The organism is Streptomyces kronopolitis, from assembly GCF_014646275.1.
In the GTDB taxonomy this organism is placed as follows: domain Bacteria; phylum Actinomycetota; class Actinomycetes; order Streptomycetales; family Streptomycetaceae; genus Streptomyces; species Streptomyces kronopolitis.
This window is the reverse complement of record NZ_BMND01000005.1, coordinates 1-15,104: the sequence shown is the minus strand read 5'-3', so window position 1 is coordinate 15,104 and position 15,104 is coordinate 1. Positions and strand designations below refer to the sequence as shown.

At 73.7% G+C, this 15,104-nt stretch carries 11 protein-coding genes and 1 pseudogene; 8 read left to right on the top strand and 4 right to left on the bottom strand.

Going from position 1 to position 15,104, the window contains the following annotated elements; genetic code table 11:
* The first annotated feature begins 14 nt into the window (after positions 1 to 14).
* The 4 genes from IEY78_RS08005 to IEY78_RS07990 all read left to right on the top strand — a co-directional run bounded on the left by IEY78_RS08005 (position 15) and on the right by IEY78_RS07990 (position 3,555).
* Positions 15 to 962, top strand: coding sequence for a Zn-ribbon domain-containing OB-fold protein (locus IEY78_RS08005; protein ID WP_189097130.1), 948 nt, complete (start codon positions 15 to 17; stop codon positions 960 to 962).
* A complete protein-coding gene (locus IEY78_RS08000) occupies positions 962 to 2,011 on the top strand; it encodes a thiolase family protein (protein ID WP_189096906.1) in 1,050 nt (349 codons plus the stop codon). The genes IEY78_RS08005 and IEY78_RS08000 overlap by 1 nt, the downstream gene beginning before the upstream one ends.
* Complete coding sequence (locus tag IEY78_RS07995; RefSeq protein WP_189096905.1) at positions 2,011 to 3,177, top strand: thiolase family protein; 1,167 nt, start codon at positions 2,011 to 2,013, stop codon at positions 3,175 to 3,177. The genes IEY78_RS08000 and IEY78_RS07995 overlap by 1 nt, the downstream gene beginning before the upstream one ends.
* 138 nt (positions 3,178 to 3,315) lie before the next feature.
* Entirely contained in the window at positions 3,316 to 3,555 is a 240-nt protein-coding gene (locus IEY78_RS07990; RefSeq protein WP_189096904.1) for a DUF397 domain-containing protein, read from the top strand.
* A 40-nt stretch (positions 3,556 to 3,595) separates the two neighbouring features.
* On the opposite strand, the gene IEY78_RS07985 is transcribed toward IEY78_RS07990, so the two are convergent.
* Entirely contained in the window at positions 3,596 to 4,732 is a 1,137-nt protein-coding gene (locus IEY78_RS07985) for an FAD-dependent oxidoreductase (RefSeq protein WP_189096903.1), read from the bottom strand.
* Positions 4,733 to 5,031: 299 nt separating this feature from the next.
* Between IEY78_RS07985 and IEY78_RS07980 the strand changes: the two genes are divergently transcribed.
* Together IEY78_RS07980 and IEY78_RS07975 are read left to right on the top strand one after the other, a co-directional pair.
* Complete coding sequence (locus IEY78_RS07980; RefSeq protein ID WP_189096902.1) at positions 5,032 to 5,427, top strand: ACT domain-containing protein; 396 nt, start codon at positions 5,032 to 5,034, stop codon at positions 5,425 to 5,427.
* A gap of 98 nt (positions 5,428 to 5,525) precedes the next feature.
* Complete coding sequence (locus IEY78_RS07975; RefSeq protein WP_129246861.1) at positions 5,526 to 6,026, top strand: hypothetical protein; 501 nt, start codon at positions 5,526 to 5,528, stop codon at positions 6,024 to 6,026.
* A 91-nt stretch (positions 6,027 to 6,117) separates the two neighbouring features.
* On the opposite strand, the gene IEY78_RS07970 is transcribed toward IEY78_RS07975, so the two are convergent.
* Positions 6,118 to 8,121 carry an N-acetylmuramoyl-L-alanine amidase gene (locus tag IEY78_RS07970; RefSeq protein ID WP_189096901.1) on the bottom strand — a complete coding sequence of 668 codons (2,004 nt, stop codon included), beginning with the start codon at positions 8,119 to 8,121 and terminating at the stop codon, positions 6,118 to 6,120.
* A 427-nt stretch (positions 8,122 to 8,548) separates the two neighbouring features.
* Positions 8,549 to 9,673, bottom strand: a pseudogene (locus IEY78_RS07965) (aminoglycoside phosphotransferase family protein); the annotation flags it as partial.
* A gap of 285 nt (positions 9,674 to 9,958) precedes the next feature.
* Between IEY78_RS07965 and IEY78_RS07960 the strand changes: the two are divergent.
* Positions 9,959 to 11,479 carry a DNA-binding protein NsdB gene (locus IEY78_RS07960; protein WP_189096900.1) on the top strand — a complete coding sequence of 507 codons (1,521 nt, stop codon included), beginning with the start codon at positions 9,959 to 9,961 and terminating at the stop codon, positions 11,477 to 11,479.
* 176 nt (positions 11,480 to 11,655) lie between these two features.
* Here IEY78_RS07960 and IEY78_RS07955 read toward each other — a convergent pair whose 3' ends face one another.
* On the bottom strand, positions 11,656 to 13,119 hold the full coding sequence (locus tag IEY78_RS07955; RefSeq protein WP_189096899.1) for a PP2C family protein-serine/threonine phosphatase: 1,464 nt from the start codon (positions 13,117 to 13,119) through the stop codon (positions 11,656 to 11,658).
* Between the two features lie 311 nt (positions 13,120 to 13,430).
* Between IEY78_RS07955 and IEY78_RS07950 the strand changes: the two genes are divergently transcribed.
* Entirely contained in the window at positions 13,431 to 14,846 is a 1,416-nt protein-coding gene (locus tag IEY78_RS07950) for a HEAT repeat domain-containing protein (protein WP_189096898.1), read from the top strand.
* Positions 14,847 to 15,104 lie beyond the last annotated feature (258 nt).

Below are 15,104 nucleotides of genomic sequence, written 5' to 3'. Positions count from 1 at the left end.
TCCGTATGCCAGACGTGCCAGAGGTCCTCACGGCGCCCCTCGTCGTGGAATTCCCCTTCACCCGCTCGCTCGGCCCCGTCCGGAGCGCCTTCCTCACCGGACTGCGCGAGCGCACCGTCCTCGGCGTGCGGACGGGCGACGGGCGGGTGGTCGTCCCGCCCACCGAGTACGACCCGGTGACCGCCGAGGAACTCCGCGAGCTGGTCGAGGTCGGCAGCGGCGGCACCGTCACCACCTGGGCCTGGAACCCCGCGCCGCGCCGCGGCCAGCCGCTCACCACCCCCTTCGCCTGGGTCCTGGTCCGGCTCGACGGCGCCGACACCGCACTGCTGCACGCCCTGGACGCCACCGGCCCCGACGCCGTCCGCACCGGGATGCGGGTCCGCGTCCGCTGGGCCGCCGCACGCACCGGCGCCATCACCGACATCGCCTGCTTCGTACCCGACGACGGCCCCGCCGGCGAGGACCTGCCCGCCGCGCACGGCGGGGAGTTCACCGACCCCGTCACCCTGCTCACCGCCCCCGCCCGCCTCGACTACACCTACGCGCCGGGCCGCGCCCAGTCCCGCTACCTCCAGGAGCTCTCGGCGCACCGGATCGTGGGCGAGCGCTGCCCCTCCTGCCGCAAGGTCTACGTCCCGCCCCGCGGTGCCTGCCCCACCTGCGGCGTCGCCACCGACACCCAGGTCGAGGTCGGCCCCCGCGGCACCGTCACCACCTTCTGCATCGTCAACATCAAGGCGCGCAACCTCGATATCGAGGTCCCCTACGTCTACGCCCATATCGCCCTGGACGGCGCCGACCTGGCCCTGCACGCCCGCATCGGCGGCATCCCGTACGACCGGGTCCGCATGGGCCTGCGGGTGGAACCCGTGTGGAGCGGGGACGGCCGCTTCCCCGACCACTACCGCCCCACCGGCGAACCCGATGCCGACTACGACAGCTACAAGGAGCTGGTGTGATGCGCGAGGTCGCCATCGTCGCCTTCGGGCAGAGCGCGCACGTCCGCGACAGCGCGGAGACCTCCGAGGTCGAGATGCTGATGCCGGTGCTCCACGACGTCCTGGACCGGACCGGCCTGGCGGCCCGGGACATCGGCTTCACCTGCTCCGGCTCCTGCGACTACCTCGCCGGCCGGGCCTTCTCCTTCACCATGGCCCTGGACGGCGTCGGCGCCTGGCCGCCGATCTCCGAATCCCATGTCGAGATGGACGGCGCCTGGGCGCTCTACGAGGCCTGGGTGAAGCTCCTCACCGGCGAGGCGGACACCGCGCTGGTCTACGCGTACGGCAAGTCCTCGCCCGGCGACCTGCGCGAAGTCCTCACCCGCCAGCTCGACCCGTACTACGTCGCCCCGCTGTGGCCCGACTCCGTCGCGCTGGCCGCCCTCCAGGCCCGGGCACTGATCGACGCGAAGCTGACCGACGAGCGGGAGCTGGCCGGGATCGCGGCCCGCAGCCGCCGGGACGCGCAGTCCAACCCGCACGCCCAGCTGCGCGGCGCGCTGCCCGCCGGCGTGCCCCTCGTCGCCCCGCTGCGCACCGGCGACTGCCCGCCCATCGGCGACGGCGCCGCCGCCGTCGTCCTCGCCGCCGGCGACACCGCCCGCCGGCTGACCGCCCGCCCCGCCTGGATCCGCGGCCTCGACCACCGCATCGAGGCCCACAGCCTGGGCGTGCGCGACCTCACCGACTCCCCGTCCACCCGGCTCGCCGCCGAGCGCGCCGGCGCCTTCGAACGCCCCGTGGACACTGCCGAGTTGCACGCCCCCTTCACCTCCCAGGAAGTCGTGCTGCGTCGCGCCCTGGGCCTCGACGCGGCGGACGGCGCGGTCCGGATCAACCCCTCCGGCGGCGCGCTGGCCGCCAACCCCGTCATGGCCGCCGGGCTGATCCGGCTCGGCGAGGCCGCCGCCCGCATCCACCGCGGCGACTCCGACCGCGCCCTCGCGCACGCCACCTCGGGCCCGTGCCTGCAGCAGAATCTGGTCGCCGTCCTGGAGGGTGAGTGATGAGCAAGGAGCCCGTGGCCGTCACCGGAATCGGCCAGACCGCACACGTCGCCGCACGACGCGATGTCTCGCTCGCCGGACTCGTCCGGGAGGCGGCCCGACGCGCCCTGGACGACGCCGAGTTGACCTGGGCGGACATCGACGCCGTGGTGATCGGCAAGGCCCCCGACTTCTTCGAGGGCGTCATGATGCCCGAGCTGTACCTCGCCGACGCCCTGGGCGCCGTCGGCAAACCGATGCTGCGGGTGCACACCGCCGGCTCGGTCGGCGGCTCCACCGCCCTGGTCGCCGCCAACCTCGTCGCGGCCCGGGTCCACCGCACCGTCCTCACCCTCGCCTTCGAGAAGCAGTCCGAGTCCAACGCCATGTGGGGACTGTCCCTCCCGATCCCCTTCCAGCAGCCCCTGCTGGCCGGCGCCGGCGGCTTCTTCGCCCCGCACGTGCGCGCGTACATGCGCCGCACCGGCGCGCCGGACACCATCGGCTCCCTCGTCGCCTACAAGGACCGCCGCAACGCCCTCAAGAACCCCTACGCCCACCTCCACGAGGAGGACCTCACCCTGGAGAAGGTGCAGGCCTCCCCGATGCTCTGGGACCCGATCCGCTACTCCGAGACCTGCCCCTCCTCCGACGGCGCCTGCGCCATGATCCTCACCGACCGCGCCGGAGCCGCCCGCGCACCGCACCCGGCGGCCTGGGTGCACGGCGGGGCGATGCGCAGCGAACCCACCCTGTTCGCCGGCAAGGACTTCGTCTCGCCGCAGGCCGGCAAGGACTGCGCCGCCGACGTCTACCGGCAGGCCGGCATCACCGACCCGCGCCGGCAGATCGACGCGGTCGAGATGTACGTCCCCTTCAGCTGGTACGAGCCGATGTGGCTGGAGAACCTCGGCTTCGCCGCCGAGGGCGAGGGCTGGAAACTCACCGAGGCCGGCGTCACCGCACTCGACGGCGACCTCCCCGTCAACCCCTCCGGCGGAGTGCTGTCCACCAACCCGATCGGCGCCTCCGGCATGCTCCGCTTCGCCGAGGCCGCCCTCCAGGTACGCGGCCGCGCCGGCGCCCACCAAGTCGACGGCGCCCGGCGGGCGTTGGGCCACGCCTACGGCGGCGGCTCCCAGTTCTTCGCGATGTGGCTGGTCGGCACCGACGCACCGGCCACCTGACACCCCCCGGGGGCGGGCGCCCGGCCCCGTGCGCCCGCCCCCGGACCCCCACCCCCACCGACGCGCCACGTCCTCTGTCCGTCCCCGGACGCACTGGCTACGCTGATCACGGACGACGAACCGGGAGGAGCGGGAATCGTGGCCGACAGCATCACCGAGCAGCGGCTCGCGGGCGGGCCCAGGCCCGACCTCGACCTGGCGCAGGCCGAATGGCAGTCGAGCACCCAGGGCGTGGGCGACGTACAGATCGCCTTCGTCGAGGGGTACATCGCGATGCGCAACCGCCGCAGTCCGGAGATCCCCGCACTGATCTTCACCCCCGCCGAGTGGCACGCCTTCGTCGTCGACGCCCGCGAAGGAGCATTCGATCTGACCTAGCGCGCCGCGGTGCCGACGGCGACGCCGTGTGGCCCAGGCCCTACTCGCCCTGCTCGTGCCGCCTGCGCGCGACGACCAGATCGTGGAACGGGTGGCTCTCGGGGGCGTCCCCGTGGGCCGTGGCGCCGTCGAGGAGCGGATCCTCGGTGCTGCGGGGGAACATGGCCTGCTCGTAGGCGGTCAGCGCGGCCTCGGTGTCGTGCGGGTGCGCGGCGAGGGCCTCGCCGAGTTCGGCGCCGTCGAGCATGGCCAGGTTGGCGCCTTCGCCGTTCGGGGCCGAGAGATGGGCGGCGTCGCCGAGCAGGGTCACCCCCGGCACCCGCTCCCACCGGTGCCCCGGCGGCAGCGCGTGGAGCGGGCGCAGGACCGGGGCGGTGTCGGCGTCGGTGATCAGCGCGGTGAACTCCGGTGCCCAGCCGTCGAATTCCCGTGCGATCCGCGCGGTGGCCACGGCGGCATCGGTGAAGTCGATGGCGTCGAACCACTCCTGCGCCCGGTGCAGCCCCACGTACGCGTGCAGGGTGTCCGCCTTCTCCCGGTGGGCGAAGATCTCCCGGTCCGGCGTGGGCACGATCATCGACCCGCCGCCGACCGCCTTCGCCGCGGCCGGGTGCCGGGCGTCGGCGTCGAAAAGGTAGGTCTCGACGACCGACTTGCCGATGTACGCGGGCGTGGCGGCGGAGAGCAGCGGCCGCACCCGTGACCACGCGCCGTCCGCGCCGATCAGCAGGCCGGTGGCGACGGTGCCGCCGCCGGCGAACGCCACCTCGTGCCGGCCCCCGCCGAGGGCGCGGACGCCGCTGGCCTTGTGCCCCCACCGGACGGTGCCGGCCGGGAGCGCGTCGAGCAGGATCTGCCGCAGTTCGCCGCGCTGCACCTCGGGGCGTCCGCCCGTGCCGTCGTCGGCCTTGTCGTACAGGAGGGTCCCGTCCGGGTCGAGGAGCCGCAGTGCCTGGCGGCCGGCCAGGACGATGCCCCGGAACTCCTCCGTCAAGTCGGCGGCTTCGAGCGCCAGTTGCCCGTTGTAGGCGTGGATGTCGAGCATCCCGCCCTGTGCCCGCGCGGTCGGGGAGGGCTCCGCCTCGTAGACCGTGGCCGGTATTCCGTGGACGTGCAGGACGCGGGCGAGCGTGAGGCCGCCGAGCCCGGCGCCGATGATCGTGACATCAGTGTTCATCAGGGCTTCCTTCCTGATGCGGACCGCTGGACGGACTCCCGGCAGGTGAGGCCGGGAGCGCCGTTCCAGGAGTCGGGGCGAGGTGGTGGTGGCCGGGCCGTTCCCGACCGGCTCCACTGTCCCGGCGGCCGCCGACGGATGGCCGACAGAGCGCCGACCGCCGCCGACAGCCGGCCGACAGGAGGCGCGGTCAGCGCACCAGGGGGAGGAAGGGCCGTGAGGATGCCGTGGCGCAGGAGGCCGAAGGGGCGGGACCGCACTTGCCCGACCCGCGTCGAGACGCCCGTAGGGTGGGCACCATGAGTGGCGAACGCGAGCTGAGGGCCCTGCTGAGCGGAATGCGTCCGGAGATCAACCCGGGCCGCTTCGTGTTCACGACCGTGCCCGGCGCCCTCCCCGAGGGGCTGACGCCGGTGGTCACGGTCACCGAGCCCGAGGGCCGCACCCTCGTCGTCCACCAGGAAGAGGCCGACCGCGCGGGCCTGGCATACGACTATGTCGCCGCCTGGATCACCCTGCGGGTGCACTCCGCGCTGGACGCCGTCGGACTCACCGCCGCCGTCGCCACCGCGCTCGCCCAGGCCGGTCTCAGCTGCAATGTCGTCGCCGGCTTCCACCACGATCACCTCTTCGTGCCGTATGCCGCGGCCGACGAGGCGCTGCGCCGGCTCCGCGCGCTGGCCGACCGGGCCTGACCAGCGGCGGTGCGGCGGACGGTGGGCGCCGGGCACCGGCCGTCGCCCGCCCCCGACGTCGGCGCGGCGCGCCCGCCGGGGCCACGTACGATGGCGGCATGTCCTTCCTCCGCCGCCGCAGCGCAGCCACGCCCGCCGGGCCTGACTTCGACGTCCTCGCCATGGACCCCGGGGACTGGCCGGGCAATCTCGGGGCCGGCCTGCTGCCCGCCCCGGACGGCACCTGCCAGGGGGTCTTCCTCCGCTACGACCTGTTCGGCGGCCGCGGCCCCGCGATGATCATCGGCAATCTGCCGGAGGGCTCCCCGGCCCGCGAGCTGGCGGACGACCAGGTGCCCTTCGAGGTGGCCCAGCTGCTCGCGGCGCTCGGCAACGACGAGCCGGTGACGGTCGTCGAGAGCGAGGACACCCCCGTGATGCACGAGGACAACCTGCTGATCGTCAAGCGCATCAAGTGCTCCGAGAGCCGGATCTCCTGCGCCCAGTTCGACCGCAGCGACGGCGTGCTGGTCACCATCGCCAGCTGGGACCGGCCGATCACCGACGACCTCTACGCCCTGCTCAAGCCGCTGCCGGCGGAGCTCTTCCAGCAGGGCTGACCTCCCGGCGCAGTACCGGAGCGGACATGATCGCGCCCGGTGGACGGAATCCGTCCACCGGGCGCGAGGCGTTCACCCGGCCGGTGTCCCCCTAGGAGCCCGAGCGCAGCACGTCCACGTCGGCCGCCCGCACATAGCCGACCCGGTGCCCGAGCTGGATCTCGTAGTAGACGTCCTCACCGCGCACGATCGCGTGCTTGGTGACATCGAAGGTCGGGGCGTAGAAGTAGTCGCCCCTCATCCGGCCCCCGACCACGTACTCCTGGCCGGCGGCGAGCTTGTACGGCAGCGCGGAGACCGCCTGGTACGGCACCCCGTCCGGGTAGGCGTCCTTCTCCGGGTAGGCGCGGCCGTAGACCGGGATCTCCGTGCGGCCCTCCTTCGGCGTCGCGACCAGCCCCTTCGCGTTCACCGCCACCCGGTGGCCGTGGGGATCGCGGAACCACGCCCGCTGCCCGAGGTACCAGATCGCCGTCCAGTCGCCGTCCCGGCCGGCCACCGCGAACTGCTGGCCCGTCGAGGCCCGGGCGCCGGTGTCGTTCACCCCGGTCGTCGAGTCAGCGCCGTCCGGGTGCAGTCCGATGTCCCTGACCAGCGGTGCGTCCCCGCTCGGCGCGGTGTGCAGCCGGACCGCCGTGGAACCGTGCGCCTCACAGGCGTCCCCGGGCTTCTCGCAGCCCGTGTAGGCGGGCTGGTTCCGGTCGTAGTCGGGGCGGATGGTGACCAGTCCGCCCCGCGCGTCCGCGGTGGCCCGGAACGGCTTGCCCAGCAGGGTGAAGTAGTGCGCCCAGTCCCAGTACGGCCCGGGGTCGGTGTGCATGCCCGGGATCGTGGCCGTGGTCGTCCCGGGCACATTGTCGTGGCCCAGGATGTGCTGACGGTCGAGCGGCACGTCGTACTTGCGGCTCAGATACTTCACCAGACGGGCCGAGGCGCGGTACATCGCCTCCGTGTACCAGGCGTCCGGCGCCGCGAGGAAGCCCTCGTGCTCGATGCCGACGGAGTGCGAGTTGATGTACCAGTTGCCCGCGTGCCAGGCCACGTCCTTGGTCGGCACATGCTGGGCGATCAGCCCGTCCGAGGAGCGGATCGTGTAGTTCCACGACACATAGGTCGGGTCCTTGATCAGCTTCAGGGTGGTCTCCCAGGACCCCTCGGTGTCATGGATGACGATGGTGCTGACCCGCTGGTCCTCGGGCCGGTCGGCCTTGTCGTGGTTGCCGTAGTCGCCGTCGCCGAACTCCTCGTACGGCGCCGGCACCGACTCGCAGGCAACGGTCCACGGGCACTCCGTCCTGCGGGCGGCGACTGCCGCCGCGCTCCGGTCGGCCGGCGCGGCGAGACGTTTCTGCTGTGCGGCATCGGGGGTCAGCTTCGGCGAGGCGGCCAGCGTGACCCGCTGCCCCGCGTCGGTCGTGCGCGACTGGCCGTGGCGCATCACTTCGTACACCTCGTCCGCGAAGGCCTTGCCGGCGCGGGCGTCGTCCTGGCTGCCGTAGCGCGCCACGGCCGTGTACCACCGGGCCGGATCGGCCGACGCGGACCGCCCCCGCTGGTGCTGCCCGGCGGCGAGCAGCGCCGCCCCGCCGAGCACGTTCGCCGCGGGGTCGGTCCGCAGCTTCTCGGCCGGCAGCCCGGTCAGTTCGGCGGCCGTCGACAAGGTACGCAGCCGGGCGGGCAGTTCGGCGGGCAGCGCGGCCCGCCGGGCCGGGCCGGTCGGCGTCTTGTGCGGCCGGGCGTCGTCGCCGCGGGCGTCCTCGTCGCCGGTGCTGAACTCCGGCGTCCGGGCCAGCGCCGTGCGGGCGTCGGTCAGATGCATCGGGCCGTAGCCCCCGGAGACGCTGGGCGCGCCGCCGTGGCCGTCCCAGCGCGACTCCAGGTAGGAGACGCCGAGCAGCACGCTGCGCGGTACGTGGAAGCGGGCGGCGGCGTCCGTGAACGCCTGCTGCAACGCGTCCGTCCGGGGCTGCCCGGCAGTGGCGGAGGGCGTTCCCGAGAGCGGCAGCAGCAGCACCGCCGCCGCGACGGCGGTGGCGGATCTGCGCAGGGCGGGGCGGTGGAATCTCTTCTCGTCTTCCGGGGCGGATCCTCGCAAAGCAACCTCCTCGAGCCGGCCCGAGCCGGGCGGTGTGACGGTGGGTGCGCAAACGGCCGCACGGGCGGGACCCGAGACTAGAGCCCCCGTCGGCACAGAGCTATACGTGTGCCGACGGTCCGTCAATCACCATGCCTTGTCGGGATGTCGCATGTCAGGGCGTCTCACGAGGAGTCTTCCCGGCACCGCGCCGGGCCTGCGGGGCGTCAGTGGAATGGACCAATGACGGGGTGGGGGAGGAGGCGCGGGGGCGCGGGCGGGGCCCCGCGAACGCGGCCGCGGTGGCGCGCGGGACGTGGCGGACCTTGGCCGGACGGGGGCCCGGACCGGCGGTGGGAGGCCGGACCGTCGCCGGTCCGGGCCTGGGCGGCGCATGACTGAGCGGCGCGCCCCGTGCCCGGGCGCGCCGCTCATCATCCCCCGAGGGGGTGCCGACCGCCGCCCGCACCGCACGGCGCGCCATCTGGCAGTCGTCGTGCAACCGGCGCAGGAGCAGCCGCTGCTCCTCGCCCGCCGCGGCCGCACCGGGTTGTCCCGGGCCCGGTGCGCCCGTCGGCGCGGGCTCGTGCATGGTCCGCTGGATCGCGGTCTCGTAGCGCCGGATCTCGCGGGTGAGCACCAGCATCAGATTCACCAGGAAGGCGTCCCGCGAGGCCGGTCCGGCGTTCTGGGCGAGCTGGCTGATCTGGCGGCGGGCCACCGGCGCGTCGCCGAGCACCGACCACAGCGTCGCCAGGTCGTAGCCCGGCAGATACCAGCCCGCGTGGTCCCAGTCGAGCAGCACCGGGCCGGCGGGGGACAGCAGCACGTTGTTCAGCAGCGCGTCGCCGTGGCAGAACTGGCCCTGGGTGTGCGACAGGCCGTGCAGCAGCTTCTGCAGATCGCCCAGGTCACGGTCGGTCAACAGCCCCAGGTCGTGGTAGCGGCCGATCCGGCCCGCGTAGTCCAGCGGGGTGTCGAACAGTCCGGCCGGCGGACGCCAGAGGTTGACCCGGCAGATCGCGCCGAGCGCGGCGCGCACATCCGCGCGGGGAGGCGCCTCGGACGGGTGCCGGGTCAGGGCGGCGACCCGGCCGGGCATCCGCTCCACGATCAGCGTGCAGTTGTCGGGGTCGGCCGCCACCAGCCGCGGCACCCGAACCGGCGGACGATGCCGGACGAATGCGCGGTATGCGCTTATTTCCTGCCGGAAGCGTTCCGCCCATGCGGGGGACTGGTCCAGTAAACACTTGGCCACCGCCGTCATCCGGCCCGTGGTGCCCACCAGCAGGACGGATTTGCCGCTGCGGCGCAGCACCTGCACCGGGTTGAACTCCGGGCAGATCCGCTGCACCGAGGCGACGGCGGCGCGCAGCTGGGCGCCCTGGGGGCCGGACAGGTCGAGCCGGCCGCTGAGCGGCTGGGTGCCCGTGCCGTGCGCCCGCCGGGTCCGGCCGCCGGGGAGGCCGGTGACCGCCCCCGCGGACGGCGCGGGGTCGAGATACGGCCCGCTGCCGGTGGGGTGCGGACGGTGCGGCCGGGGGACGGTCACGGCGGACGATGCTGCATACATGGGTGAAACAGATCCCTTCGTGCGCCGGCGAGTTGCGTACGCTCCCCGGCCCGGTGGTGGGAACCCGTGAACGGGCCCCGTGCAGGAGGCCGATCCAGGGTCCCTGTGCAGGGCGCGCACCCTGGGGAATGCGGTCCCGCCACCAGGCCGGGGGCGGCACGTCTACAGAACACGCGGCTGCGGGTGGCAGACCATCTGGCGCACCCTGGCGAACCCTGGCGAATGCCCACAGCCCCTGTCACCGGCCGTTACTGTCAACTCAGTCGAGGAACCTGGGGGCTTGACGTGGACAGGCAGCCGAACACCCGTCTCGCGGACCTTTTCGGTCTGGCCGGCTGGTCCAAAGGCGAGCTGGCGAGACTGGTCAACCGGCACGCGGCGGCCATGGGCCATCCGCAGCTGGCGACCGACACCTCGCGAGTGCGGCGCTGGATCGATATGGGGGAGACCCCCCGCGATCCGGTGCCCAAGGTTCTGGCTTCCCTGTTCACCGAGCGCCTCGGCCGTGTCGTAACCATCGAGGACCTCGGGTTCGCAAGAACGGGTCGCTCGGGGAAGCGGCAGGCCCTGGACGGTCTGCCGTGGGCTCCCGAACGGACCGCTGCGGTCCTCACGGAATTCACGGGAATGGACCTCATGCTCAACCGACGCGGCTTGGTGGGTGCGGGCGCCGCACTCGCCGCGGGCTCCGCACTCACCGGCGCCATGTACGACTGGCTGCACACCGCCCCGGCCCCCGCCGGCCCACGCCACCCGTTCGCCTCCGACTCCGCCGACGACCTCGACCAGATCGGCCTCGACCGCTACGAGGCCGCCCCCGTGGGCTCCCAGGAGGTCGACGCGCTGGAGCACTCGGTCGAGGTGTTCCGCGCCTGGGACGCGGCCCGCGGCGGCGGACTCCAGCGCAAGGCCGTGGTGGGCCAGCTCAACGAGGTCGGCGGGATGCTGGCCTACCACCACCCCGACCATCTGCAGCGCCGGTTGTGGGGAGTGGCCGCCAACCTGGCGGTGCTGGCCGGCTGGATGTCCCATGACGTGGGCCTGGAGCCCACCGCCCAGAAGTACTTCATCATCGCGGCCCATGCGGCGCGCGAGGGCGGCGACCGCCCGCGCGCCGGTGAGGCACTCTCCCGCGCCGCCCGCCAGATGGTCCATCTGGGCCGCCCCGACGACGCGCTGGACCTGATGAAGCTGGCCAAGTCGGGCTCCGGCGAGGAGACCCTGCCGCGCACCCGCGCCATGCTGCACACCATCGAGGCCTGGGCGCAGGCGTCCAAGGGCCAGGGCCAGGCGATGCGGCGCACCCTGGGCGAGGCGGAGGAGCTGTTCGTCTCGGACAAGGGCGATGTGCCGCCGCCGTGCTGGATGCAGATGTTCGACGAGGCCGATCTGCACGGTATGCAGGCCCTGGCCTTCCGCACCCTCGCCGACCACGACCCCTCCGCCGCCAGGATCGCCCAGCACCACGCCAAGCAGGCGCTGCGGCTGCGCGAGAACGGCCGTCAGCGGTCCCAGATCTTCGACTACATCTCGATGGCCTCGGCCTGCTTCCTCGGCGACGACCCCGAGCAGGCCGACCGCTATGCCAGGCTGGCGCTGGTCTCCATCGGGGAGAACTCCTCCCATCGCACCTGGGACCGGCTGCGCGAGATGTTCCGGCTCACCGGCCAGTACGCGAATTTCGCCAAGATCCAGGACCTGCGTGAGGAGATCCAGGATGTCCTGCCGAAGGCGAAGCCGAAGACCAAGGGGTCGGGCCTGGGCCCGGGAATCGGCGCGGGCCTCGGGGGGAACTTCTCGGCCTGAGACCGGAGATGACCACGCACAGCACGCCGCGTCATCCGCCCGGAGGGGCGACACGACGGACGACGGAGCGTGCTCCGCCCCGCCGTCCCCGCTGTCCGGATCTCACCCGCCCACCGACGCCTCCGGGGCGGCCGGCGAAGGATCCGCCGGACCGCCCTCAGCAAGCGGGGTGTGCGTCAGTCGCCGACCCTGGCGATCAGCACACACGCATCGTCCTCGCGCTCGCCGCTGCCGAACTCCTCGACGACGATGCGGACGCTGTCCTGCGCGCTGCGCGCCGCGGCGAACCGCGGCGCCAGGGCGAGCAGCCGCTCGGCACCCTCATGGGCGGCCGCCCCGCCCGCTGCCTGGCGCGGAACCAGACCGTCGGTGTGCAGCACGAGCAGGTCGCCGGGCTCCAGCTGCTCGGTGTGCTGGGTGTAGGACGCGCCCGAGGTCGCCCCGAGGAGCACGCCGTCGGGCGGGTCCAGCGCGCGCCCCGTGCCGCGACGGAACAACAGCGGTGCAGGGTGCCCTGCCTGGGCCCACTCCAGCGTGCGGTGCTCGGGATCGAACCAGCCGCACACCGCGCTGCCGAGAGCCGGTTGGGCGGCGCTGTCCAGCAGTTGGTTGAGGAGGCCCATCAGGGGACCCGGGCGGTGGCCGGCGACCGCCATGCCGCGCAGCGCGCCGAGCACCATCGCCATTCCGGAGGTGGCGGTGATGCCGTGCCCGGTGAGATCGCCGACGCTCAGCAGCGTCTGCCCGTCGGGGAGTTGCAGCGCGTCGTACCAGCCGCCGCCGATCAGGGCGCGGGTGCCGGACGGCAGATAGCGCCCGGCGAGATCGAGGGCGACCGGACCGCCCTGCGGGAACCGCAGGGAGCCGCGCCAGGGCGGCAGCACGGCTTCCTGCAGCTCGACCGCGAGCCGGTGCTCGGTCTGCGCGACCCGCCGCTCGTGGTGCAGCGAGTCACGGGTCTCGCGCACCGCCTGCTGGCTTCGGCGCAGCTCGCTGACGTCCCGGAGCACGGCCCACATGCAGGCGGTACAGCCGTCGGCGTCGAGCACCGGCTCGCCCACCATGTGCACCGTGCGCAGACTGCCGTCCCGCCGCACGATGCGGAACTCGCCGTCGATCGGCCGGCCGTCCACCAGGCAGTCGGTGACCATCGCGGCCAGGCCCTCCTGGTCCTCGGCGTGCACCAGCGAGGGCAGTTCGTCGAGGGTGAGCGGGCCGTCCTCCGGTGCCCTTCCGAACATCGCGAACAGCTCGTCGGACCAGCTGACCTCGTCGGTGAGCAGATTCCACTCGGCGCTGCCCACCCGGCGCAGCAGCGCGCCGCGCTCATGGGGCGCGGGCTCCGGCGGGGCGGGGGGAGCGGCATCGGGAGCGCTGTCGTGGTCGCTCTCGGTGGGCAGGCCCTCTCTCAGCTGGTCGAGATGGCCCCCGAGGTCGTCGAGGTGGTGCGCGGCGAGATCGCACAGCGCCCGCTGCCAGCGCAGCTGCGGGTCGGGGGCGAGGCCGGTGTCCACCGCGGACTCCCGGCGCACCGCGTCGAGGCCACCGCGCAGGCGGCGGGCCTGCGTGATGAGTGCCTCGACCGCGTCGCGCTCGGGGGGCCGGTCTGCTGAGTGATCCGCGAAGAGAGGGGACGGCATGACGTACTCCGTGATCAGGCGGCGCCGGGCTGAAGGGCCGGTAACGACTGTTGCACAGGCAGCGACCGTCTGTAAGGGATTTGGCACTACCCGATACGGTGGTGCATCTGGCATATGCCCCCGGCTTTGCGGGGCAACCTCGCACCGAATCGGCGGAATGACGGCTTCCAGGCTAGGCTTCGGCCGCCGTACAAAGAGGCGTTCCCCCGATCCATGGTGGGAACGACGCATACGGCCCGTGGTCACCGGCAAGAATGCCGGTCAGCGGAAATCCCGTTGCCACCCTGCCCCCCGCACCGGATGCTGACCTCATGTTCGATCCAGACATAGCGCCCAGTGGCACCCTGCTCGGCCTCCTCCAGCGAGGCCGCGGCGACGGGACCCTGCATGCCCTGGCGGCGCCGCGGGCCGAGGCGCTCGCGGCACTCAACGACAGCGTGCTGCGCGACCCCCGCCGTGACTGGCAGGTCGAGAACCGTTCGCTGTACTACGCGCGCCTCTACATGCAGCTCGACGGCGGGCTCGAGGAGATCGAACGCCACCTCTTCCACCCCGACGACCTCGTCGACACCGGCGAGGAGCGCACCGGCCTGGCCCTCGCCGTCCTCGGCCACCTCGCCGCGTACGGCCGCGACGCCGCCCGGCTGCTGCTGCGCGGCTACGCCGCCGCCGGCAGCAACTGGCGCTGGGCCCTGGACGAGCTCGCGCTGCGTGACGACGACGCCGGGCTGATGACCCTCGCCCCCGCCGTCCTCGCCCGCTTCCCCGGGACCGAGGAGGGCGAGGCCGAACTGGCCGCCGCCGTCCGCGACGCCTTCGAGCCCCGGCCCTGGCGGCTGTGGGCCGAGGACCCCCGTTACGCTGCGCGACTGGCCGCCGCCGGGGAGCAGGGCTCCTTCGACCGCTGGCAGCGGCAGCTGCGGCCGCGCGGGCCGCGCCCCGGCTGGAGCGTGACCGAGATTCTGCAGTGGGCCCAGGAAGGACGGGAGCGGGAACCGGAGGAGCGGCGTCATCTCGCCGCCGCCCGCTGCCTCGGCGCCGTCGCCGGTCCCGAGGACCGCCCCGAGCTGCTGCGTGCCGCCCGTAGTGGACCGGACGCGGCGCGCGCCGCCGCCCTCCACCACCTCGCCGAGCGCGGCGACGCCGAGGCCCTCGACCTGATCGAGGCCGCGGTCTGCTGCCCCCTCTCCTCCGAGCCGCTGGTCGCCGCCGCGCTCGCCTCGTTCGCACGGATGCAGGACGTGGCCGCCGTCGTGCGGGCCCGCGACTGGGCGGCGGGCGCGGACCGGCTGCTCGCCACCGCCGCCGCGATGCTCGCCCGCCGCGGCGGGCCGCGCGACACCGAGCTGGTGCTGGCCGCGCTGCGCCGGACCGTCCGCGAGGAGGGCCCGGACGCGGAGGCCCTGTGGGAGCTGGTCGACGGCACCGGCCGGCTCGGCGTCGGCTGCGCCGCCCCCGTGCTGCGGCACATCTACCGTGAGACCTCCTCCTCCCACCTCCGCGGCCGGGCCGCCGCCGCACTTGCCGTCACCGACCCCGGCTTCGCGGCCGGCTTCGCCGTCGAGTGCCTGTGGGACTGCGAGGAGACCACCCGCGAACTGGCCGCCCGCCACGCCGCCACGGGCGACGACCGGGTCGTCGAACAACTCCGCCGCCTTGCCGCCGACCCGGCAGAGGAGGCCGAGGTCCAGACGGCTGTCCGTAGCCGGTTCGGCCCCGAGGCCTAGGTTTTTCCCACGTTTTCGGCTTTTCCGCCGTGGTTGTTTTCTCGCCGTGTATCGCCCGCTTCGCGGTGCGCCCGTCGTTGTCTTTCCGCTGCGCGGGGCCGTTTTCCGCGTTGTCGGCTTTCCCGCCGTGGGGGTGTTTCGCCGTTGCGCCTGCGGCGGGCGGTGGGTGTTGGGTGCGGTGACGGTCCTGCGGGGGTGGGTGTTCGGACTGCTTCGCTTTACGTCCGAACACCCACCCCCTCCGGCCCGTCCCCTCCC